Origin of the sequence: Methylobacterium persicinum (genome assembly GCF_022179525.1) — a bacterium.
GTDB classification, from domain to species: Bacteria; Pseudomonadota; Alphaproteobacteria; order Rhizobiales; family Beijerinckiaceae; genus Methylobacterium; species Methylobacterium persicinum.
The window spans coordinates 134141-155430 of record NZ_BPQX01000028.1 but is presented as its reverse complement, the minus strand read 5'-3'; the positions used below and the strand labels follow the sequence as shown (position 1 = coordinate 155430).

The 21290-nt window shown below is 68.2% G+C and carries 19 protein-coding genes; 11 read left to right on the top strand and 8 right to left on the bottom strand.

The window, feature by feature from the left end:
- Positions 1 to 37: 37 nt before the first annotated feature.
- Positions 38 to 1105 carry a spore photoproduct lyase family protein gene (locus MFF22_RS12650; RefSeq protein ID WP_238249319.1) on the bottom strand — a complete coding sequence of 356 codons (1068 nt, stop codon included), beginning with the start codon at positions 1103 to 1105 and terminating at the stop codon, positions 38 to 40.
- 141 nt (positions 1106 to 1246) lie between these two features.
- Between MFF22_RS12650 and MFF22_RS12645 the strand changes: the two genes are divergently transcribed.
- Positions 1247 to 3211: a putative bifunctional diguanylate cyclase/phosphodiesterase gene (locus MFF22_RS12645; protein ID WP_238249318.1), complete on the top strand. Its 1965-nt coding sequence runs from the start codon at positions 1247 to 1249 to the stop codon at positions 3209 to 3211.
- Between the two features lie 169 nt (positions 3212 to 3380).
- Here MFF22_RS12645 and MFF22_RS12640 read toward each other — a convergent pair whose 3' ends face one another.
- From MFF22_RS12640 to pqqA (MFF22_RS12625), 4 genes are all read right to left on the bottom strand, one after another.
- Positions 3381 to 4277, bottom strand: coding sequence for an alpha/beta hydrolase (locus MFF22_RS12640; protein ID WP_238249317.1), 897 nt, complete (start codon positions 4275 to 4277; stop codon positions 3381 to 3383).
- A 1-nt stretch (position 4278) separates the two neighbouring features.
- Positions 4279 to 5130 carry an SDR family NAD(P)-dependent oxidoreductase gene (locus MFF22_RS12635; RefSeq protein ID WP_238249316.1) on the bottom strand — a complete coding sequence of 284 codons (852 nt, stop codon included), beginning with the start codon at positions 5128 to 5130 and terminating at the stop codon, positions 4279 to 4281.
- 133 nt (positions 5131 to 5263) lie between these two features.
- Positions 5264 to 5353, bottom strand: a complete 90-nt coding sequence (pqqA, locus tag MFF22_RS12630; RefSeq protein WP_007559225.1) for a pyrroloquinoline quinone precursor peptide PqqA — start codon at positions 5351 to 5353, stop codon at positions 5264 to 5266.
- 74 nt (positions 5354 to 5427) lie between these two features.
- On the bottom strand, positions 5428 to 5517 hold the full coding sequence (gene pqqA / locus MFF22_RS12625) for a pyrroloquinoline quinone precursor peptide PqqA (RefSeq protein WP_007559225.1): 90 nt from the start codon (positions 5515 to 5517) through the stop codon (positions 5428 to 5430).
- Between the two features lie 543 nt (positions 5518 to 6060).
- Here pqqA (MFF22_RS12625) and mgtE point away from each other — a divergent pair.
- Positions 6061 to 7431, top strand: coding sequence for a magnesium transporter (gene mgtE, locus MFF22_RS12620; protein WP_238249315.1), 1371 nt, complete (start codon positions 6061 to 6063; stop codon positions 7429 to 7431).
- 22 nt (positions 7432 to 7453) lie between these two features.
- On the opposite strand, the gene MFF22_RS12615 is transcribed toward mgtE, so the two are convergent.
- On the bottom strand, positions 7454 to 8977 hold the full coding sequence (locus MFF22_RS12615) for a class I adenylate-forming enzyme family protein (RefSeq protein ID WP_238249314.1): 1524 nt from the start codon (positions 8975 to 8977) through the stop codon (positions 7454 to 7456).
- A 163-nt stretch (positions 8978 to 9140) separates the two neighbouring features.
- Here MFF22_RS12615 and MFF22_RS12610 point away from each other — a divergent pair, with 163 nt between their 5' ends.
- The 8 genes from MFF22_RS12610 to lptB all read left to right on the top strand — a co-directional run bounded on the left by MFF22_RS12610 (position 9141) and on the right by lptB (position 18094).
- On the top strand, positions 9141 to 9965 hold the full coding sequence (locus MFF22_RS12610; RefSeq protein WP_238249313.1) for an aldo/keto reductase: 825 nt from the start codon (positions 9141 to 9143) through the stop codon (positions 9963 to 9965).
- 287 nt (positions 9966 to 10252) lie between these two features.
- Positions 10253 to 11266, top strand: a complete 1014-nt coding sequence (gene nadA, locus MFF22_RS12605) for a quinolinate synthase NadA (RefSeq protein WP_238249312.1) — start codon at positions 10253 to 10255, stop codon at positions 11264 to 11266.
- A complete protein-coding gene (locus MFF22_RS12600; protein ID WP_238249311.1) occupies positions 11263 to 12759 on the top strand; it encodes an L-aspartate oxidase in 1497 nt (498 codons plus the stop codon). Before nadA ends, MFF22_RS12600 begins: the two co-directional genes overlap by 4 nt.
- Before the next feature lie 10 nt (positions 12760 to 12769).
- A complete protein-coding gene (gene nadC, locus MFF22_RS12595) occupies positions 12770 to 13624 on the top strand; it encodes a carboxylating nicotinate-nucleotide diphosphorylase (protein ID WP_238249310.1) in 855 nt (284 codons plus the stop codon).
- A 209-nt stretch (positions 13625 to 13833) separates the two neighbouring features.
- Positions 13834 to 15669, top strand: a complete 1836-nt coding sequence (gene htpG, locus MFF22_RS12590) for a molecular chaperone HtpG (RefSeq protein WP_238249309.1) — start codon at positions 13834 to 13836, stop codon at positions 15667 to 15669.
- A 183-nt stretch (positions 15670 to 15852) separates the two neighbouring features.
- On the top strand, positions 15853 to 16584 hold the full coding sequence (gene lptC, locus MFF22_RS12585) for an LPS export ABC transporter periplasmic protein LptC (RefSeq protein WP_238249308.1): 732 nt from the start codon (positions 15853 to 15855) through the stop codon (positions 16582 to 16584).
- Positions 16581 to 17234, top strand: a complete 654-nt coding sequence (locus tag MFF22_RS12580; protein ID WP_238249307.1) for an LptA/OstA family protein — start codon at positions 16581 to 16583, stop codon at positions 17232 to 17234. The genes lptC and MFF22_RS12580 overlap by 4 nt, the downstream gene beginning before the upstream one ends.
- Positions 17231 to 18094, top strand: coding sequence for an LPS export ABC transporter ATP-binding protein (gene lptB, locus MFF22_RS12575; protein WP_370877587.1), 864 nt, complete (start codon positions 17231 to 17233; stop codon positions 18092 to 18094). The genes MFF22_RS12580 and lptB overlap by 4 nt, the downstream gene beginning before the upstream one ends.
- 20 nt (positions 18095 to 18114) lie before the next feature.
- Here lptB and MFF22_RS12570 read toward each other — a convergent pair whose 3' ends face one another.
- Positions 18115 to 19269: a dimethylmenaquinone methyltransferase gene (locus MFF22_RS12570; RefSeq protein ID WP_238249305.1), complete on the bottom strand. Its 1155-nt coding sequence runs from the start codon at positions 19267 to 19269 to the stop codon at positions 18115 to 18117.
- A 386-nt stretch (positions 19270 to 19655) separates the two neighbouring features.
- Between MFF22_RS12570 and MFF22_RS12565 the strand changes: the two genes are divergently transcribed.
- Positions 19656 to 20309 carry a transglutaminase-like cysteine peptidase gene (locus tag MFF22_RS12565; RefSeq protein ID WP_238249304.1) on the top strand — a complete coding sequence of 218 codons (654 nt, stop codon included), beginning with the start codon at positions 19656 to 19658 and terminating at the stop codon, positions 20307 to 20309.
- Between the two features lie 51 nt (positions 20310 to 20360).
- Here MFF22_RS12565 and MFF22_RS12560 read toward each other — a convergent pair whose 3' ends face one another.
- Positions 20361 to 21233: a 4-(cytidine 5'-diphospho)-2-C-methyl-D-erythritol kinase gene (locus tag MFF22_RS12560; protein ID WP_238249303.1), complete on the bottom strand. Its 873-nt coding sequence runs from the start codon at positions 21231 to 21233 to the stop codon at positions 20361 to 20363.
- Between the last annotated feature and the right edge of the window lie 57 nt (positions 21234 to 21290).

Below are 21290 nucleotides of genomic sequence, written 5' to 3'. Positions count from 1 at the left end.
GTGTCGCTCAGGCCGAACGCGGGAGCGGAGGCGGGGTTCAGAAGGCGTAGCGGACGGTGCAGTAGGGCATCTCCGCCGCGAGCAGATCCTTGAACCGGGCGAGCCAGCGGCCTTTCCACCCGCTGCGGTAGCGAAGGTTGGTCTGGCCGCCCTCGGACACCTTGATCTCCTGGATATCCGGCCGCCACAGAAGGTCTTCCGCGCGGGGATGCCAGCCGAGATTGACATCGTGCAGTCCGGCATTGTGCGTGAGCATGATCACTTCGCAGCGCAGTTGTGCCTTCGAGGCCGCCGAGATCGTGCCGTCGATCTGCCTGAAGAGTTCACGCCATTCGTCCTCCCAGCCTTCGTAGAGGATCACCGGCGAGAAGTTGGCATGGACCTCGTAGCCCGCCGCTACGAAGTCATCGATGGCGGCGATCCGCTCATGAATCGGCGAGGTGCGGACATCGACGAGTTTCGCGATCCGCTCGGGCATCAATGAGAAGCGGATCCGCGTCCGGCCGCGGGGCTCGTAGGTAAGGAGGTCGCGGTTCACCGCTTTGGTGGCAAAGGACGCCTTGGCGTTGGGAATCTCGCGGAACAGGTGCACGAAATCACGTACACCGTCGTAGAGCGAGGCATCGACGGAGAGATCTCCATTCTCGCCGATATCGTAAACCCATGCCTGCGGATCGATGCTGTCGGGCTCCGGCAGCGGGCCTTGGCGCAGGGCATGCCGTCGGATGGCACCGCAAGCCTGTTCGGTATTCACGAATAGCGTTACCGGGTTCGCAAAGCCCTTGCGGCGGGGAACATAGCAATACGCACAGGCCATCGCGCATCCGTTGGATGTCGATGGCGCGATGAAATGGGCGCTGCGTCCATTCGGGCGCATGGATAGGCTTTTCTTCACGCCCAACACCAGAGTCGAGCGCTTGATACGAATCCAATCTTCGACGGAACCTTCATTGCCGTGAAGTTCCGGAATTTTCCAATGCGACGGAACGACGATCCGTTCGGCAGATCGATAGCGCGCAAGCATTGTCTGACCGTACGGGAAAGTCTCCACGGCCGGTTCGTAGAAAATCCGCTCGATCGAGATCAGTTCTCTGGGGAGCGGCATAGGCTACCTTGATACGCGGTCACAGGATAAGGCCAGTCTCGGCTTCGGCGATACGGGCCGCGACGCCGCACTCCGCCCGAGATTGCGGTCAATTTCTTTACCCGCCCCATGCAATAGACCGTTTGAGAAAGGGACTGGGTGATGGCCGCGGATGCACGCACCACCTCCACGCCGCCGGTCGGGTATGGGTCCGAGCCGGTGACGACGGACGCAGCATTGGATGGCGCCATCCGCCGGGATCAACTGGAGGCGGCACGCCACAGCATCCTTTGCGCCCTCGCCATCAATTGCCTTCTGGGCCTCGCATGCTTCGCCGTCGCCTTTCAGGCCGAGCAGGGAATGATCGGCGGCGTATGGTTCGCCCTGTCGGCCTGCGCCAACCTGTGGCGGGTCTACCTTTGCCGTGCCACCTGTCATGGGCTCGATGACGGGACCTCGCCTAGCCAGGGAAGCGCTATCGGAGCGATCAACCGGAGGCTGCGTTGGTCGACCATCGCCGCCCTGGCGTCGGGGTCCGTCTGGGCAGGCCTGCCGTTTCTCTGCGGCGGCTACACGTCGCCCCAGACGCTGTTCTACCTGACCGTGACCTGCGGAATCACAGCCGGCGCGGTCGGCTATGTGATCTCCTTTTCCCGGATCCCCATCGCCTTCATCACGCCGCCGCTGCTGTCGCCGACCGGTTGCCTCCTTGCGGTCGGGGGCTTCGATCATGTCTGCCTCGCCTTCACGGTGCTGATCTACCTCCTGGCCCTGGCGCGGACCTGCCGGGAGACGGAAGCAAACTTCTGCAGGACGAGCCGCCTGAAGAACGCGGCCAACGCCCTGGCGGAGCGGATGGCCGATCGCGCCACCAACGATCAGCTGACGGGGCTCCTCAACCGGGCCGGCTTCGCGGAGCAGGCGGAGCTGAACCCCGCCCCCTGCCTGATGATGCTGGACCTCGACGGATTCAAATCCGTCAACGACATCTTCGGGCACAAGAAGGGGGATGAGGTCCTGGGCGAGGTCGGACGGCGGCTGCTGGCCCATAGGCCCACCGCCGGCCTCGTCGGACGCCTGGGGGGCGACGAATTCGCGATCCTCTACGATCCCGCCCTGACGGGGATCCCCGTTCGCGCCCTGGCCGAGACCGTGATCGCGGCGATCGCGGAGCCTTTCGACACATTCGAGTCCGGTCGGGTCGGCGTCAGCATCGGCATTCACCTCGGCGGCACGGAGAGCCTGACCGAACGCCTCGTCTGTGCCGACGAAGCTCTCTATGTGGCGAAGTCCACCGGCCGCAATCGCTTCCACACCTTCGACGACACCCTGCGTGACCGCCTCGATATGCGCCGGGACGCGGAGCGGGACTTGCCCGACGCCCTCATGGAAGGGGCGGTCGAGCTGTGGTTCCAGCCGATCTACCGGGTCCATGACGGGGAGATGGCGGGGCTCGAAGCCTTGATCCGCTGGAAACACCCGCGGCACGGCTGGGTGCCGCCGCCGGAACTGATCGCCGCGGCGGCCGTCACCGGCCTGTCGGAGCAATTGCTCGGCTTCATCCTCGATCGCGTGTGCCAGATGAAGCTCGCCCTGTGCGAGCGGGGCGCCGACGCAGTCCGTATCGCCCTGAACGTGTGCCCACGGGAACTGGCCCAGGCCCCCCTGGATGAGATCATACTCGGCAAGCTCAGAGCCTTCGGCCTTCCCGCGGACGGGCTGGAGATCGAAGTCACGGAGGACACGGCCCTGGATGTCGCCGCGGTCTCCGAGAAGCTGGCCAATCTCTCCGCGGCGGGGATCAGCATCGCCATCGACGATTTCGGCGTGGGCTATTCGTCCCTGTCACGCCTGCGCCAGCTGCGGGTCAACCGTGTGAAGATCGACCGCAGCCTTGTCACGGGCCTGGGCGAGGCCGCCGACAAGCGGGGGCTCGTGCAAGCGGTGATTGATCTCGGCCGGGCGCTGAAGCTCGAAGTCGTGGCCGAGGGCGTCGAGACGCAATCCGATCTCACTGCCCTGCGTGCCATGGATTGCCCCTTCGCACAGGGCTACCACCTTGGCCTCCCCATGCGCGCGGACGACGTCCTGGACGCCGTGGCGCCGACGATCCTCAAGGTCGCCTGAAGGCGCGTCCCGCTTCAGCGGACGCTGTCGTCCAACCGCCGTGCCCGGCGGGCGCTCCGCCGATTAGCCTGGACCGAATCCGACCACAGGGTCGTGTTGCGACCCTCGGCGTCGGGGTACCGGCTCCGGCATCCGCCGGCCACCGCGCTGCCCTCGGCGTCCGCTGGGCTTATGGCGCAACCTCCCGCTGGTCCGCGTGCCGCCTGAGGAAGGCTGCGGCCTCGTCGAGGGAGGCCGTGGCCTCGGGCAGGAGGCGGTCGGCAAACTGCCACGCATGGGCCACCACCGGGAACACCCGCAGGCTCGCCTCGACGCCCGCGGCCTTCGCGCGTTCGACCATACGGACCGAATCGTCACGGAGCACTTCCCGGTCGCCCACGTGAAACAGGAGGGGCGGGAGGCCCGTGGGATCGCCATAGACCGGGGAGGCGAGGGGGACCCGCGGATCGCCCCCGCCGACGTAGAGCGGCGCGACGTCCGGGATCGAGCGGGAGGTGAACATGGCATCGCGCCATCCGTTCGAGACCCGCGATCCATCGACCGTCGTAAGGTCCGTCACGGGTGAGAACAGGCAGGCGGCGACGGGAAGGGGAACGCCCTTGTCCCGGGCGGCGAGCATCAGCGCCAGGGCGAGATTCCCACCCGCCGATTCGCCGGCGAGGCAGGCCGGGCCCGCGGCACGGAACGCAGTCCAGGCTGCCACGACATCGTTCAGTCCCGCCGGGAAGGGATGTTCCGGCGCCAGCCGATAATCCGGGGCGAAGACCGTGAAGCCCCGCCGCGCGAAGGCGCCCGTGACAGGACGGTGGGTCTTCGGCGAGCAGGCGACGAAGCCTCCGCCGTGGACATAGAGCAACCGGTGCGGCGCATTCCCGGAAACGGGGCGCACCCACTCCCCCGGTATGCCGCCGAGGCTGCCGGGCTCGAAGGTCGCGTCCTTTGGGTCGGGGAAGGTGGCACCCCCAAGGATGCGGCGCACGTCCTCGACGCCCCCCGCCGCCGCCAGGGGCGCCTTCACCCGGCGACGGACCATCCAGGCCCCTATATGCGCGCGAAGGCTCGCCATCTCACACCTTTCCGCCGGACAACCGGGTGATCGCCGACCAGTAGGCGGCCGGCATGAGTCTCTGGATGAACGCCGCGTTGCGGGCATCCTTGCCGATGACGATCCGCGGTGCCCGGCGCTCGATGCCCTGGACGATCGCCGCCGCCGCCTTTTCCGGAGGGAGGGTCAGCAGTTTCTCGAATGCGATCCGGCCCGTCTCGGCGGCATGGCGCATCGTTTCGGCCACCTCCGGGTCGTCGGGGAGGCGCGGGTTGCGCGCGTTGCGGGCGATGGAGGTCGCTACCCCTCCGGGATGGACGACGCTGACCCCCAGACCCGTCCCCGCAAATTCATGGCGCAGGGATTCGGTGAAGCCGCGTACCGCGAACTTGCTGGTGCAGTAGGCCGCCTGCCCCGGCGGGGCGATCAGGCCGAACAGGCTGGAGATATTGACGATCTGCGCCGCCGGGCGCGCCCTCAGCATCGGCAGGAAGGCGTGGCACATCCTCACCACCGCCCGCAGGTTGACGTCCAGGACCCATTCGAAATCATCGAGATGAGTCTCGTCGAACCGCCCGCCGAGGGCGACGCCTGCATTGTTGACGAGGAGATCGAGGCGTCCGAACCTTTCGGCGACGGCGGCGGGCAAGGCGGCGATGGCATCCGCATCCGCAAGGTCAACGACGTGGTGATCCGTGGCGGCGCCGGCGGCGGCGGTCCTGGCCGCGACGGCCGAGAGGCCCTCGGCATCGCGGTCGACGAGAACGAGGGAGCAGCCCCGGCCGGCCAGGGCAGCGGCCAGGGCCGCACCGATCCCGCTCGCGGCACCCGTGACAAGGGCGACGCCTCCCGCCAACCGGAACTTCTCGGCCAAATTCCACCCCTGGACTTCGTCCGGCTTTGCCGGTTGCGGGGGGTGATAGCCGAACGCGCCCGGCGGCGCACATACGAAAAACGCCGCCCCCCTGAAGGAGGCGGCGCCCAGAGACCAGACGGTCGCGGTCGACTTAGTTGAAGGTGTCGATCTCAGCGGACTCGTAGCTGGTGACTTCCATGCCGACGCAGATCTCGGACACGACGGGAGCAGACCAAGCCATTGTAATTCCTCCTAGAAGACTTCGGGTGGGGTGAATGTCGACAACTTACGGGCGATCCGGGGATCGCAGTCCGCTCAGTTGAAGGTGTCGATCTCGGCCGACTCGTAGCTGGTGACTTCCATGCCGACGCAGATCTCGGACACAACGGGGGCAGACCAAGCCATCTGAACCATCTCCTGCAATTGAACCTACCGGCCAGACACGCCGATCGGCGCCGAGGACCGGATGAACTCGCTGTCGGACCTCGGTGGGCGTCCGGTCCGGTGCAACCGGCCGTCCGTCTCCGTGCCCTGCGATATGCAAGATATAACCGTTTGTTGGGGCGCAATACAAGCGGGCGCTATGCTTATATTTCTCATAGCACAGCCGTCTCGACAAGGGACCGTGGCGATTTGCCGGGACACGGTTGGAGGCGGCGTTCCGCAAAAGCCGCAGCCTCCCGCGACATCGCCACCGGCGGTGGGTTTACGCTTGACGGATGCAATCGACCGGCGCACGACGCACCCGTGCAGCGACGCTCCGGCGGGGCTGCGCTCCCACCAGCTCAGACCAGTGAAGCGACGTGCCCGACCGATCGTGCCTGCCGCACCCGGCAATGCGCCGTCGCTCCCTCTGAGCCGCCGAAGGGCCGGCCCCGCGGGATCGATCCGCGGCTCGGGAGCGGCCTGACATCCAGCGGCGCGCCGCCTCGTCCCATGAGGCGCGTCATGAACGAGATGGCTCCCTTCGACACCCGCGTCGAACCTGCAGCTTTGGCCGCGCGCTTGGCCGACGAGCGTGCGCCCGACATCGTCGAGGCGCTGAACGCCGAGGCGCCCGAAGTGGCCACGGCGATCCTCCTCGGTTTGCCGATGGAGCGGGCGATCGAAGTGCTCGATCAGCCCGAGCTGGAATGCGCCAGCGAGATCATCGAGATGCTGCCCCGGGACCGGGTCGCCTCGTTCCTGTCGGGCATGTCGGCCGACCGGGTGACCGACATGTTCCGCGAGATCGAGGAGCCAGGCCGGTCGGACCTCCGCGCCAGGCTCGATGCCGAGACCCGCGGCGCCGTCGATCGTCTCTCGGCCTATGGCGAGGAAACGGTGGGCTCGCTCATGACGACGGAGTTCGTCACGGTGCCGGGCACCTGGACCGTCGGGCAGACCCTCGAATACTGCCGCCACGTGGAGAAGACCCGCGAGACGATCTACTCGATCTTCGTGCTCGATCCCCGCACCCGGGCCCTGACCAAGGCGGTGCCCCTGCGCCGGCTGCTCTCCGGAAATCCCGAGGACAACGTCCTCACGGTGGCGCCGGGGCGGGCACCGCTCGCCGTCTCGCCAACGGCGAGCCGCGACGAGGCCGCCCGACTGATCTCCAAATACGATCTCCTCGCCCTGCCCGTGGTGGACGCGGTCGGCCACGTCATCGGCATCGTCACCGTGGACGACATGATCGACGCGATGGTCGAGAAGCAGACGCAGGAGGTGCAGCGCTTCGGCGGCATGGAAGCCCTGCCCGAGCCGTACATGGATATCGGCTTCCTCACGATGATCCGGAAGCGCGCCGGCTGGCTCTGCGCCCTGTTCCTGTCGGAGATGCTCACCGCCTCGGCCATGCAGGGATTCGAGGGAGAGCTGGAGAAGGCCATCGTCCTGACCCTGTTCATCCCGCTGATCATGAGCTCCGGCGGCAACTCCGGTTCGCAGGCGACCTCCCTCCTGATCCGCGCCCTCGCGCTTCAGCAGGTGCGCCTGCGCGACTGGTGGAAGGTGGCTCTTCGCGAGCTTCCCACAGGCTTGGTCCTCGGCGCGATCCTCGGGGTCATCGCCGTCATCCGCATCGTGGCGTGGCAGAAACTCGGCCTCTACGATTACGGCGAGCACTGGCCGCTGGTGGCGGCCACGGTCGGCGCGGCGCTGGTGGGGATCGTGACCTTCGGCTCCCTCGCCGGCTCGATGCTGCCCTTCCTGCTCCAGCGCATCGGCTTCGACCCCGCGACGGCCTCGGCGCCCTTCGTGGCGACGCTCGTGGATGTCACCGGGCTCGTCATCTACTTCTCGGTGGCGCTGCTGATCCTGCGGGGTACGCTGCTGTAGGCTGGCCCCCGGCGAGGCGGGATTACACCGCCTCCGCCAGCCGCTTGCGCTGCACCTTGCCGTTCGCCGTGCGGGGCAGGGCGTCGAGGAAGCGGATCTCCCGCGGGCGTTTGTAGGCGGCGAGGCGCTCGGCGCACCATGTCAGCAGCGCCTCCGCATCGGGGGTGGCGCCGGCCTGCAGTACGACGAAGCCGCAGATCACCGACACGTCGGCCCGGACCGGCAGTTCGGCCACGCCGACTTCCGCCACCGACGGATGCGCGCCGAGGACCACCTCGACCTCGTTGGGCGAGACCCGGTAGCCCATCGCCTTCATCAGATCGTTGTTGCGCCCCTCGAACCAGAGGTAGCCATCCGCATCGAACCGGGCGAGGTCGCCGCCGACGAACCACTCGCCTCGCAGCACCTCGGCCTCCTCCTCGGGACGGTTCCAGTAGCCGAGCATCAGTGCCGGCTCGGACCGGTGGACGGCGAGCAGCCCGCTCTCGCCGGCCGGCAGGGGTTCGGGGGGACCTTCGACCGGCAGGATCGCCACCCGGCGGCCCGGCTGGGGCTGGCCCGGCGAGCCCGGCCGGACCGGGATCGTCGGCCCGCTGGAGATGTAGGTGGAGATCTCGCTCATCCCGAGGGCTTCGTAGAGCGGCTTGCCGGTGGCCGCCGTCCAGGCGTCCAGCAACTCGACGGAGAGCGGCTCGCCGGCGGTACAGCCATGCCGGAGGCTGCGCAGGTCGTGGGAGGGCAGGTCGCCGTATTTCAGGATCTGCCGGTAGAGGGTCGGCACCGCGGCGAAGATCGTCGCACCGTAGCGACCGATGAGTCGGGGCCAGACGCCGGGATCCCGCGAGCCGTTATAGAGCACCGCCGTCGCCCCCACCGCCCAGGGGTCGGACAGGCCGACGCCGAGGGTGTAGGTCCAGTTCATGGTGCCGGCATGCAGCATCACGTCCTGCTCGGTGATGCCGATCCAGTGGTCCAGCATCGGTCGGCGCCCGTATGTCGCCCGGTGGCCGTGGAGAACACCCTTGGGGCGGCTCGTCGTGCCGGAGGTGTAGATCAGCATCGCCGGGTCGTCGGCGGCGGTGTCGGCGTAATCCGCCAGGGGCTCGCCCGCCTTCAGCGCCGCGATGGCGGCCCCGTCGAGCACGATCCGCCCACCGAGGGCGCCCGGATCGACGGCGCACCCGCCCGCCAGGGCCACCGCTGCCGTGCCGGAATTCTCCATGAGGAAGGCCGCCTCACCCTCGGTCAGCTGCGGCGAGGAGGGCAGGGAGATCAGGCCGGCGGCCATCGCCCCGAAATGCAGCAGCGCATAATCCGCATCGTTGCCCATGCGGATCATCACCCGGTCCCCCGGCCTCAGGCCGAGCCGGAGAAGGCCGGCCGCGATGCTCCGTACCGCCCGGTCGACCTCGCCGAAGGTCAGGCGGGCCTCCGTCCCATCGCCGACCAGGATCAGCGCGGTCTTCTCTGGCCGCAGGCGGGCATTCTCGCCGATGCAGTAGCGGGCCGCATTGAAGCGGGCGGGCGGATGGCGGGTGTCGGACAACGTTCGTTCCCTCGTGAGGGCGGTTTTGCTCCCGTGTTCCGCGTGGCCGGCTTTCCCGTCAACCCACGCGAAGGGTCGGCGCGGCGGATGGCCAGAGGCCCTGGTGTGGCCGGCGCCGTGCCACAGGTGAGGGTGATCGCACCGATCCCCGGAGACACACCGTATGGCTTCGAACCCGACGCTGACCTTGAACGATGGACGCGCGATCCCGCAGGTGGGCTACGGCTGCTGGCAGATCCCCGACGAGCAGGCTCCCGACCTCGTCGGCCAGGCCCTCAAGGCGGGTTACCGGCTGATCGACACGGCGGCCGCCTACGGCAACGAAGTCGGCGTCGGCAAAGGCCTGCGGGAATCCGGCCTGCCCCGGGAAGACATCTTCCTGACCACCAAGATCTGGAACGACCGGCAGGGTCCCGATGCCGCCAAGGCCTTCGAGGAAAGCCGGCTGAAGCTCGGGCTCGATTACATCGACCTGTACCTCATCCACTGGCCCTGTCCGCAGCGGCGGCTGTTCGTGGAGACCTGGAAGGCGATGATCGCGCTCCGGGAGGAGGGCAAGGTGAGATCCATCGGCGTCTCGAACTTCACCGACGAGCATCTGGCCATCCTCGTCGGGGAGACGGGCGTGACGCCGACGGTGAACCAGATCGAGCTTCATCCCTACTTCCAGCGGACGGATGCCCGCGCCACGGACAAGACTCGCGGCATCGTGACCGAATCGTGGAGTCCCCTCGGTCGCGGCCAGGAACTGAAGGATCCGGTCATCGACGCGATTGCGAAGGCGCATGGCAGGACGCCGGCTCAGGTGGTGCTTCGCTGGCACGTTCAGATCGGCTGCGTGGTGATCCCCAAATCGGCGAACCCCCATCGCATCGTCGAAAACATTTCGCTGTTCGATTTTGAGTTGAGCGACGATGATATGAAGAAAATCGACGCGCTCGACAGGGATGACGGTCGCATCGGGCCGGACCCAGCGACCTTCTGCTGAAGTTCCCGCCATTGCAGATTGTCTGACGTCCGCGCGTGTCTTTGGGTTGCTTCGCTTCGCTCGCAAAGACGGTTCGAGATGCCAGGAAAAACCCTGGCGCCACCGTGAATGAAGCGAAGCGATCCGGGGCCGCACGCCGTCCGCTGGAATGTCCGCCATGCCGCAGCGCACCCTGACAAACGCACCGCAAAACATTTATGCTCAAGTCTAGCATATCTAGACAGGGGCGATCCGGGCTCATAAGTTAGACGGCACAATGCTCAAAGTGAGCATAATTGGAGGACGCCATGTCGGCGACCATCGCGCCTGTCTCCCGGATGCCGGGGGCCCTTCCTCTGCCCGACCTGTATGCGCGGGTGAGCCGTCATGTCCCGGCGATCGAGTGGCCGGCCCTGGCGCCCGACATCGAGGCCATCCTGCGCCTGAAGCGGGAACGGAATGCGGTGATCCTGGCGCACAACTATCAGGCGCCGGAGATCTTCCACACGGTGGCGGACATCGTCGGCGACAGCCTCGCCCTGGCCCGCGAGGCGGTGAACGTCAATGCGGACGTCATCGTGCTGGCCGGCGTCCACTTCATGGCCGAGACGGCCAAGCTCCTGAACCCGTCGAAGACGGTGCTGATCCCGGACATGGGCGCAGGCTGCTCGCTCGCCGATTCCATCACCGCCGAAGACGTGCGCGCGCTCCGCCGGAAGTACCCTGGCGTGCCGGTCGTGACCTACGTCAACACCTCCGCTGCCGTGAAGGCGGAGTCGGACCTGTGCTGCACCAGCGGCAATGCCGTGCAGGTGGTGCGCTCGCTGAATGCCCCGCGTGTCCTGATGATCCCGGACGAGTTCCTGGCGCAAAACGTCCAGGCCGAGGTGCCGGAGGTCGAGATCCTGACCTGGGCCGGGCACTGCGAGGTGCATGAGCGCTTCACGCCGGCCGATATCCGCGACGTACGCGAGAGCTATCCCGGCGTCACCGTCATCGCCCATCCGGAATGTCCGCCGGATGTCGTAGCGGAATCCGACTTCTCCGGCTCGACGGCGATGATGATGGATTTCGTCGTCCAGAAGCGGCCGTCGCAGGTCGTCCTCGTCACCGAATGTTCGATGGCCGACAATATCGCGGCGCAGAACCCGGATATCGAGTTCATCAAGCCCTGCAACATGTGCCCGCACATGAAGCGGATGAGCCTGCGCAACATCCGTCGCTCGCTCGAGACCTTGACCCACGAGGTCACCGTCGATCCCGCCCTGGCCGACCGGGCCCGGGCGGCGGTGGAGCGCATGCTGGCAGTGAGGACGCGATGAACGCCTTCTCCCGCAACCCGGCGGACCGGGTCGTCGTCGTCGGAGGCGGCGTCGCCGGCCTCAGCACTGCCCTGCGCCTCGCTCCGCGCCCGGTCACCCTCGTGACCGCAGCGTCCCTCGGCCTCGGCACCGCGACGGGCTGGGCGCAGGGGGGCATCGCCTCCGCCATGGCCGAGGACGATTCGCCCGCCCTGCACGCCGCCGATACCGGCGTCGCGGGCGCCGGCCTGACCGAGCCGGACGTCGCCCTGCGCATCGCCGCGGAGGGTCCCCGGCTGATTGATTGGCTCGTCGGCCTCGGCGCGCCGTTCGATCGCACCGAGGACGGCGCCTTGGCGCTCGGTCTTGAGGCGGCCCACAGCCGACGCCGGATCGTGCGCGCCGGCGGGGACTCGACCGGCGCCCGGGTGCTCGAAACCCTGGTGCGGGCGGTCCAGACCGCCCCATGGATCGAGGTCGTCACCGCAGGCGTGACCGATCTGCTTCGCGACGAACACGGCGCCGTCGCCGGCGTCGTGGCGGAAAGCGACGGGGCGCGTTTTCGCATCCTGGCCCGGGCGGTGGTCCTGGCCACGGGTGGCCTCGGGGGCCTCTACGCCTCGACGACGAACCCGCCGGGCGCCACCGGCCGCGGGCTCGCCCTGGCGGCTCGCGCCGGCGCGGTCATGCGTGACATGGAGTTCGTACAGTTCCACCCCACCGCCATTGCCGCCGGCCGGGACCCGATGCCGCTGGCCACCGAAGCCCTGCGGGGGGAGGGCGCACGGCTCATCGATGAAACCGGCGCCGCCGTGATGGCCGGCATCGCCGGGGGCGACCTTGCCCCCCGGGACGTCGTGGCACGGGGGATCTTCCAGGCCCTGCAGCGGGGGCGGACGGTCTATCTCGATACCAGGGGCGCCCTGGGCGCCGCGATGCCGACCCGGTTTCCGACGGTGGCGGCCCTCTGCGCCGCCGCCGGCATCGACCCGGCCGTGCAGCCGATCCCGGTGCGGCCGGCGGCCCACTACCACATGGGCGGCGTGAAGGTGGATTCCGTCGGCGCTTCCAGCGTCCCGGGCCTGTACGCCTGCGGCGAAGTCTCCTCGACGGGGCTGCACGGGGCGAACCGCCTCGCCAGCAACTCGCTGCTCGAAGGGCTCGCCTATGCCGGGTTCATCGCGGACGGGCTCGAGGCGCCGCCTCCTTCCCGGATCGTGCCCGAGACCGCCGCGCCGCGCGTCGGCTCCGATCTCCCCGGGATCCGCGCACTGATGGAGACCCATGTCGGCGTGGTCCGCGAGGCGGACGGGCTCGCGGCAGCGGAGGCGCAGCTCGCGCCCCTTGCCGCGACCTGCGATGCGGCCCTCGTGGCGTCCCTCATCGCGAAGGGGGCACTCGCCCGTCAGGAAAGCCGGGGTGGCCACTGGCGCAGCGACTATCCCCATCAGGCACCCGCCCGCCATACCGAGACCGTCCTCGACCGCGCCGGCATCCCCGCGCTCGCAGAGTGAGAGGCTTCACGTGACCGAGATCCTGCCCCTGCCGCGGCTCCTCGTGGAGCCGATCGTCCGCGCGGCCCTCGTCGAGGATCTCGGCCGGGCCGGCGATATCACCACGGACGCCATCGTGCCGCCCGGCGCCCGGATGAAGGGCGTCATCGCCGCCCGGCAGCCGGGGGTCATCTCCGGCACCGATGCGGCGGCCATCGCCTTCGCCCTCATCGACCCTGCGGTGAGCGTCGAGGTCGAGCGCGGCGACGGGACCCGCGTCGCGCCGGGGGACGTCGTCCTGCGCCTCGATGGCCCAGCGCGGGCGATCCTCACCGCCGAACGGGTCGCACTGAACCTGCTCTGCCGGATGTCCGGCGTCGCCACCGCCACGAACGGCCTCGTGGAGGCGGCGCGGCCGCACGGCAAGGCGGCCATCGTGTGTACCCGCAAGACCACGCCCGGCCTCCGCTCCCTGGAAAAGCACGCGGTGCGCGCCGGCGGCGGCTCGAACCACCGGTTCGGCCTCGACGACGCGGTGCTCATCAAGGACAACCACATCGCCGTAGCCGGGGGCGTCCGCGCCGCCATCGAGCGGGCGAAGAGCCGGGCGGGCCATCTCGTGAAGATCGAATGCGAGGTGGACACCCTCAACCAGCTTGAAGAGGCGCTGTCCGTGGGTGTCGATGCGGTGCTCCTCGACAACATGGATCCGGCGACCCTCGCCCGGGCCGTGACCATGATCGACGGCCGCGCCCTCACCGAGGCGTCCGGCCGGATCACCCGGGAGACGGTGGGCGCCGTGGCGGCCTCCGGGGTGGACCTGATCTCCTGCGGCTGGATCACCCACAGCGCCGCGATCATCGACCTGGGCTTGGACGCGGCCTGACAAGGCCACTGTCGTCATTGCGAGCGTCAGCCAAGCAATCCAGCGGGCACTGTCTCACCCGGATGGGGGGCGCCCTGGGTTGCTTCGGCTCCGCCTCGCGATGACGGTGCCGTGCCGCAATGACGGGTGCGGAGCACGGCATTGAAAACCGCCACGCCCGCGCGCATATGCCCGGCGCATTTTCTTCAAACCAACTGGAGGTTCTTCCCGTGAGCGAGACGATCGAGCGGCATGAATTCGGCGCGGAGGTCGGGCGCCTCCTCGACCTCGTCGTGCACGCGCTCTACTCCGACCGCGAGATCTTCCTGCGTGAACTCGTCGCCAATGCCGCTGACGCGATGGACCGGCGGCGTTTCGAGGCCCTGACCAGTGCGGCGAGCGCCCTGCCGGCAGACGCCAAGGTCCGGATCAATCCCGACAAGGCCACCCGCACCCTGACGATCTCCGACGCCGGCATCGGCATGGGCAAGGACGACCTTGCGTCGAGCCTCGGCACCATCGCCCGGTCGGGCACCCGCGTCTTCTCCCAGACCCTTGAGGCTGCCAAGGCCGAGGACCGGCCGAGCCTGATCGGCCAGTTCGGCGTCGGCTTCTACTCGGCCTTCATGGTGGCCGACCGGGTCACCGTCACCTCCCGCAAGGTCGGTACCGACGAGGCCTGGACCTGGGCGTCCGAGGGCCAGGGCAGCTACACCCTGGAGCCGGGCACCCGCGCCGAGCCGGGGACCGACATCGTCCTCCATCTGAAGGAGGACGCGGAGGAGTATCTCGAGCCCCACCGGCTCGATCACCTCGTGCGGAAATGGGCGGACTTCATCACCGTCCCCGTGGCCATCGTCCGGGACGGTCAAGATGAAGCGGCCAACCAGGGCACCGCCCTTTGGCGCAAGCCGAAATCAGAGATCACCGAGGAACAGTACGCCGAGTTCTACCGGACGATCGGCATGAACTTCGACAAGCCCTGGGCGACGCTGCACTGGCGGGCCGAGGGTCAGCTCGAATTCTCCGCGCTGCTGTTCGTGCCGGGGATGAAGCCGTTCCAGCCCCTGGAGAACGATCGCCAGAGCAAGGTGCGCCTGCACGTCCGGCGCATGTTCATCACCGATGAGGCCGAGCTTCTGCCGTCCTGGCTGCGATTCGTGCAGGGCGTGGTCGACACCGAGGACCTACCCCTGAACGTCTCCCGCGAGATGCTGCAGACCACGCCGGCCCTGGCGCGGATCCGCAAGGCCGTGACCGGCCGCGTCATCACGGAACTGACCAACCGCGCCAAGAAGGGCGAGGACTACGAGAGCTTCTGGGAGAATTTCGGCCCGGTGCTCAAGGAGGGCCTCTACGAGGATTTCGAGCGCCGCGCCGAGATCGCGCCGCTGCTGCGCTTCCGTTCTTCGTCGGTCGAAGGCTGGACCTCGCTGGCCGATTACGTCTCGCGGATGAAGGATGGGCAGGAGGCGATCTACTATCTCGTTGCCGACGACCAGGAGGCCCTGAAATCCTCCGCCCAGCTCGAAGGCTTCCGGGCACGGGGGCTCGAAGTGCTGCTGTTGTCCGACCATGTCGATGCCTTCTGGCCGGACCAGCTGGGCACGTTCGAGGGCAAGGCCCTGCAATCGGTGACGAAGGGCAATCTCGACCTGTCGAAGTTCGCCCCCGAAGGCAGCGACTTGGAGCCGGTGGAAGGCATCGATGCCTTCGTGGCGGCCCTGAAGACGGCGTTGGCCGACGAGGTGTCCGGCGTGCGGGTGACCGACCGGCTGGTCGACAGCGCCGTGGTCCTCTCGGCGGGCGGCGCCGGGCCTGACCTTCAGATGCAACGGCTCCTCCGGCGGGCGGGTCGGGCTGGCATGGGCAAGCCGGCCCTGGAGATCAACCCGCGCCACGCGCTGATCCGCTCCCTGGCCGCCTCGTCCGAATCAGATGTGACCGAGGCCGCCGGAATGCTCTTGGACCTCGCGCGGATCCAGGACGGCGACAGCCCCCGGGATCCGGCGGCCTTCGCCCGAAAGGTCGCTTCCGCCCTGGCGACCCGTCCTCACGGGGCCTGACTACCGAGATCGCGTGACGGGGCGCACCTTCCGCGGCCCGTCACGATTGATCATTCGGAAACGTGGGAGCCATAACTTCGCCACTGGTCGGGATCATCCCGGTCGAACGCGCGGGCGCGGTGGGGGCCGCAGGCGCATTCTCACTCCACGGCGCGGATCTCGATCCGGCCCATCGGACGCGGCATGAAACTCGTCGAGGCTGAAGCCGGCAATGGACAGGCTGTCGCGGCAGCGCGCAGCCGTGTGCATGCCCACGCCTACCGCCATAGCAGCCGCGTGCGGCGGCTCCGGCGACTGATTCCCATCGTGGCCGGCGGCTCTACGGCCGTCCTGCTCGCCTATCTGTTCAATCCCTTCGCGGCCGGTGTCTCCGGTATCTCCGTCGGCCCGGTCACGGTGGCGGGCTCGAAGGTGAAGATGGAGAATCCGCGCCTGTCCGGTTTCCGGAAGGGCAACCGCGCCTACGAGGTGACGGCGGAGGCCGCGTTGCAGGACGTGCGCAAGCCGAGCCAGATCGAATTGCAGCAGATGCGCGGCCATATCGCGACGGACGAGCAGGGGGGCATCGCCCGCCTGTCGGCGGTGTCAGGCCTGTTCGACAGCGCCCGTGAGGCCCTCGACCTCAAGGACGACATCCGGGTTTGGACAGACAAGGGCGAAGAGGCCAAGCTGCGCACGGCCGCCATCGCCTTCAAGACCGGCTCGATCGTCTCAAAGGATCCCGTTACGGTCACGACCGCCAAGGGCACCGTCGATGCGGATGGCCTCGACGTGGTGGAGAACGGCAAGGTCATTTCATTCATCGGCAACGTGCACGTGAACATTCATCCCGACAGCGCGGACAAGCCGAAGGAGGATAAGCTCAAGGGTCCGATCCTCACCTCTGACGCGGATCCGGTGGAGCGCCGGCCATGAGGGCCCTGCGCCACTGCGCGGCATTGGCCGTCTGTCTGACGTTCGCGGCGCCCGCCTTCGCCGAAAAGTCCGCCGGCAAAACCGATTCGGCCTTCGGCAACATCGGCGGCGGCGGCAAGGAACCGATCAAGATCGACGCCGACCGGCTGGACGTGTTCGACAAGGAGAACAAGGCGATCTTCGCCGGCAACGTCGTAGCCGTGCAGGGTGAAAGCACCATCCGCTGCTCGACCATGACCGTCTACTACAAGCGCGGCAAGGAGCAGGGCGCCAAGGAGGCGGGGGCGAAGGATGCGGCCGATGAGGCCGCCCCGAAGAACCCGGCCGAAAACGGCATCAAGAAGGTCGACTGTGCCGGCCCCGTGACGGTGACGCAGAAGGATCAGGTCGCCACGGGCGACAACGCGGTGTTCGACCAGGACGCGAAGCGCATCGTCCTGACCGGCAACGTGGTCCTGAGCCAGTGCCAGAACGTGACCCGCGGACAGCGCCTCGTCTACGACATGGCGTCCGGCCGGGCGAACATGGACCCGGTGGCCGGCGGGCGTGTCTCGGCCATGTTCGTGCCGGGGGAGAAGTCCGACGGCAAGGACACCAAGAGCAAGGGCTGCTCCGCACCGCCGGCGAAGCCGCGGGCGCAGGCCAATTGAGCAGCGCCGTGGCATTCGAGGCCGGGACGGCGGCCGCCCGCCGCCCGCCGCTACTCGGGCGGCTGTTCGGCCGCAAGGGCGGGGTGCCAACGGCGGTACCCCAGGCCGGCATGGCCGAGCCGGCGGCTGAGGGGGGCACGGGAATCCTCAGCGTCCGCGGCCTGCGCAAGAGCTACGGCGCGCGCACCGTCGTGCACGAGGCCGGGCTGACGGTCCGTACCGGTGAGGCGGTGGGTCTGCTCGGGCCGAACGGCGCCGGCAAGACGACCATCTTCTACATGATCACCGGCCTTGTGGTGGCCGACCGCGGCGAGATCTCCCTCGACGGCCTGCCCATCACCCACCTTCCCATGTACCAGCGGGCGCGCCTCGGCATCGGTTACCTGCCGCAGGAAGCCTCGATCTTCCGGGGCCTCTCGGTCGAGGACAACATCAAGGCGGTGTTGGAGGTCGCGGAGCCGAACCGGCACGAGCGGGCGCGCAAACTCGAGTCGTTGCTCGAAGAGTTCGATATCGCCCGCCTGCGCAAGTCGCCCTCGATCGCCCTGTCGGGGGGTGAGCGGCGGCGCTGCGAGATCGCCCGGGCGCTTGCCTCCTCGCCGACCTTCATGCTCCTCGACGAGCCCTTCGCCGGCATCGACCCCATCGCCGTGGGCGACATCCAGGATCTCGTGAAGCACCTGAAACAGCGCGGCATCGGCGTGCTGATCACCGATCACAACGTCCGCGAGACGCTAGGGCTGATCGACCGGGCCTACATCGCCCATTCCGGCCGCATCCTCACCGAGGGCACGCCGGAGGAAATCGTGGCGAACCCCGAGGCGCGGCGCCTGTATCTCGGCGAAGACTTCCGCCTTTAACAGACGCCCGGGAGGGCCCCTCAGCCCTTCCAGTTCTTGAGGGCGGCGAAGGGGCTGTCCGACCCCGCCGGCTTTTCCGGATTGAGGACCGGCTCGACCTGGGCGATGGCATCGGCGAGGGAGAAGGCGGAGCCGCTCTGCAGCCGCCCCCCGGCCGCATCCCGGTGCCCGCCGCCCCGGAACAGACGCGCGCCGTCGAGGGCGGTCCCATCCACCGAACGGAACGACAGGGTGCCGACCCGCTGAACGTTGACGACCCGCTTCGTCCGGCCCGCTTCCATGATCCGGTCGGACACCCGCTGGAACATCCCCGAATCCAGGCCGAAGGAGAGGAGAGTACCGTCCTTCAGGGGACGGAACAGGGTATCCGACCGCGCCAGCGCCCGGGCGAGGCGGGAGCGCGTGGTCATGCGAGAATCGTCGTCCGGGGCATCGGCGAGGAGTTCGTCCACGATGCGCGTGCGGATGCCGACGGCATCCCGTTCGAGCTCGGCCGGGCTGGCGCCCTCCCGCAACCGGGCTCCGGCGGCGAGGAGCAGGGCCGAGACGAAACGGTCGTGCCAGGGGTGGCCCGGTGGGATCAGGTTCGTCGCGTTGTCCCAGAAGATCTCGTCGAGCGCCGTACCGCCGGGGAAGGCCGGCGATTCCTTGCGCCAGAGGTCGAGGGCATCGACGGCGGTGATCATGGCCGCGAGGTCTTCGGCCCTTTCCGGCTCATGCGTGGCGAAGAGGGCCTGGTGGGCCATCGTCATGGCCGTGGCGCAGGAATTCTCGTCGATCAGCAGGGTAATCTCCGGATCACCGAAGTCGGACTGGAACAGGCCGGCTCTGTCGGCCACGGGCTGGGGCTCAAGGCCGAGACGGCCGAGCTGGTCCGCCGACGAGGCGTGGTGATCGAGGACGACGAGACGGTGCTTCTCGCCCTCCCGCTTCCGATTCATTGCGGCGAAGCGCTTGAGGCCGGCGATGGTCTGCTCCTCCAGGCCGAGATCCGTCATCAGCAGCGTCTCCGCCGCCGCGGCCTTTGTGAGCCGCTTCACTTCCTCGTCGAAGATTGGGCCGACGTCGCTGTAGCGGGGCACGTGGATGACGCGGTCGACCTCGGCGCAGGCGGCGGCGACGGTGGATGCGCCGTATCCGTCGAGGTCGTGATGGGTGATCTGGGTCAGGCGCACGCGCTCTCGGCTCCAAGCGATAGGGGTTCGTCCGTCTGTACGCTGCCAAGACGCCGCAGGCGAGGGTTCGGTGCGGAGGCGGACTGCGCGCCACCCCCTCGGCAGCGGGGGCTTCGCAACCGCGCAAAGCCGCCGAGATGCAAGTCCCGGCAGACCCGCGTTTCGCGGCCTTCGATGTTCTGCGCGGCCTTAAGTCTTTGGCGAGGCGAACTTTCCGGCATCAATCACTTGTTAACCACAAAACATGATTGGTCACCCGACGGCCAGATTGGTCCCACACCCTACCCACTGCTCACAGCATTAACCTTTTGTTAATCGGCCGATTGCGGTCCGGGCCCCGGCGTGAGAGCTTTCGTTAACGAGAGCTAAACGGTTGGGTCACGGCGATGCTGGTCGCAGCGAACAAGAAGCGGGATGCGGTCTCGGCGCTGCGGCGCGGACTTGCCATCTTCGCCGTGGCGACGGCCGCCTTCACCGGCGCCGCCAGCGCTCAGACCCTGGCCAGCCTGTCCGCCGATGTCGGCGCCCGCATCCGCGGTGATGCAAAGCCGATCGCGGCCTGGACGACCTTCTGCCAGGACTATGCGGCTGAGTGCGACGTGGACCGGAGCGAGCCTTCGAAGATTACCCTGACCCCCGCCATCTGGAACACGATCGTCGCGGTGAACCGGCGCATCAACAAGTCGGTCGAGCCCATGACCGATATGGAGCATCTCCACGTCGCCGACCGGTGGGACCTCGCTGAGGATGGAATCGGCGATTGCGAGGATTTCCAGCTTCTCAAGCGTCATATCCTCGCCGAGGCCGGGCTGCCGCGCCGTGCCATGCGCATGACGGTCGTCATCGACGAGAAGGGCGAGGGCCACGCGGTCCTGACGCTGATCACCGACCGGGGCGACCTCGTGCTCGACAACAAGACCAACACGATCCTGCCTTGGCACCGCACGGGCTACGTGTTCATCAAGCGCGAGAGCCAGGATACGACGGCTTGGGTGTCCCTGGGCGGCGCGTCCTCGCCCGTCACCACTGCCAACCGCTGAGCTAGACCTTTTTCTGACGCCGGACTGGCGTCCACTTCGGCGGAAAATGCTCTAACGGAGGTACGTCGGGGCGATCCACCACTCCGGATGAGCCGCCCTCAGGCGCCGTGCGGCCGCGACCGCTTCGTGCCTGTCGCCGAACAAACCAAAGACCGTCGCCCCTGAACCGGACATCCGGGCGAGGCGGCAATTCTCCCGCCGGAGAGCAGCGAGACAATCTCCGATCACCGGCGCCACCATCTGCGCCGGCCCTTCGAGATCGTTGCGGGCGGGGGCAAGCACCGCAAGCACCTCGTCATTCTCCGAGCCGGCGGGAATGGCGGGATGGCCCGCGCCGGGCAGGGTCTGGCCCACACCGAGGCCGAGGGCCTTGAAGACCGGCGCCGTCGGCACTGGAACGCCGGGATTGATGAGGATCGCCGGGAGCGGCGCAAGGCCGAGGGCAGGGCCGACATCCTCCCCCGCGCCGCACATCATCCTCGCCCGCGGATCGAGGCAGACCGGAACGTCCGCTCCGGTGTCTCGGGCCGCTGCCACGACGGCGGGATGATCGATGGCGAGGGCGTTGAGGCGGGCCAGCAAGCGCAGGGCCGCCGCCGCATCCGACGATCCGCCGCCGATCCCCGCCGCCACCGGCAGCCGCTTGACGAGATGGAACGCTCCGAACTTCAGACCGGGCACCCGCTCGGCCAGCCCTCGCGCCGCCCGAAGAACGAGGTTGTCGTCGTCCGGTCCGGCGGGCCCCGCGGTCGGCCCGCTCACCGTCAAGGACAGGGCGGCTTCGGGTCGGAGGGTCAGACGGTCGGCGGTGCCCGCGAAGGCGACGAGGCTTTCTAGGACGTGATACCCATCCGCCGGACGACGCCCGAGGACATGCAACGTGAGGTTCACCTTGGCGGGCGCGCGGTCGGTCAGAAGAGTCACGGAGGGTCCGCCGGGTCGTTGTCGAGCGGAGCCGGGCCTACAGGCCGGATCGACCCG

Coding starts and splice junctions, on each gene's coding strand:
- MFF22_RS12650 (WP_238249319.1), bottom strand. CDS start 1,105: ATGCCGCTCCCCAGAGAACTGATCTCGATCGAGCGGATTTTCTACGAA.
- MFF22_RS12640 (WP_238249317.1), bottom strand. CDS start 4,277: ATGGCGAGCCTTCGCGCGCATATAGGGGCCTGGATGGTCCGTCGCCGG.
- nadA (WP_238249312.1), top strand. CDS start 10,253: ATGTCGGCGACCATCGCGCCTGTCTCCCGGATGCCGGGGGCCCTTCCT.
- MFF22_RS12645 (WP_238249318.1), top strand. CDS start 1,247: ATGGCCGCGGATGCACGCACCACCTCCACGCCGCCGGTCGGGTATGGG.
- MFF22_RS12580 (WP_238249307.1), top strand. CDS start 16,581: ATGAGGGCCCTGCGCCACTGCGCGGCATTGGCCGTCTGTCTGACGTTC.
- pqqA (WP_007559225.1), bottom strand. CDS start 5,517: ATGGCTTGGTCTGCCCCCGTTGTGTCCGAGATCTGCGTCGGCATGGAA.
- MFF22_RS12610 (WP_238249313.1), top strand. CDS start 9,141: ATGGCTTCGAACCCGACGCTGACCTTGAACGATGGACGCGCGATCCCG.
- MFF22_RS12600 (WP_238249311.1), top strand. CDS start 11,263: ATGAACGCCTTCTCCCGCAACCCGGCGGACCGGGTCGTCGTCGTCGGA.
- MFF22_RS12565 (WP_238249304.1), top strand. CDS start 19,656: ATGCTGGTCGCAGCGAACAAGAAGCGGGATGCGGTCTCGGCGCTGCGG.
- mgtE (WP_238249315.1), top strand. CDS start 6,061: ATGAACGAGATGGCTCCCTTCGACACCCGCGTCGAACCTGCAGCTTTG.
- lptC (WP_238249308.1), top strand. CDS start 15,853: ATGAAACTCGTCGAGGCTGAAGCCGGCAATGGACAGGCTGTCGCGGCA.
- pqqA (WP_007559225.1), bottom strand. CDS start 5,353: ATGGCTTGGTCTGCTCCCGTCGTGTCCGAGATCTGCGTCGGCATGGAA.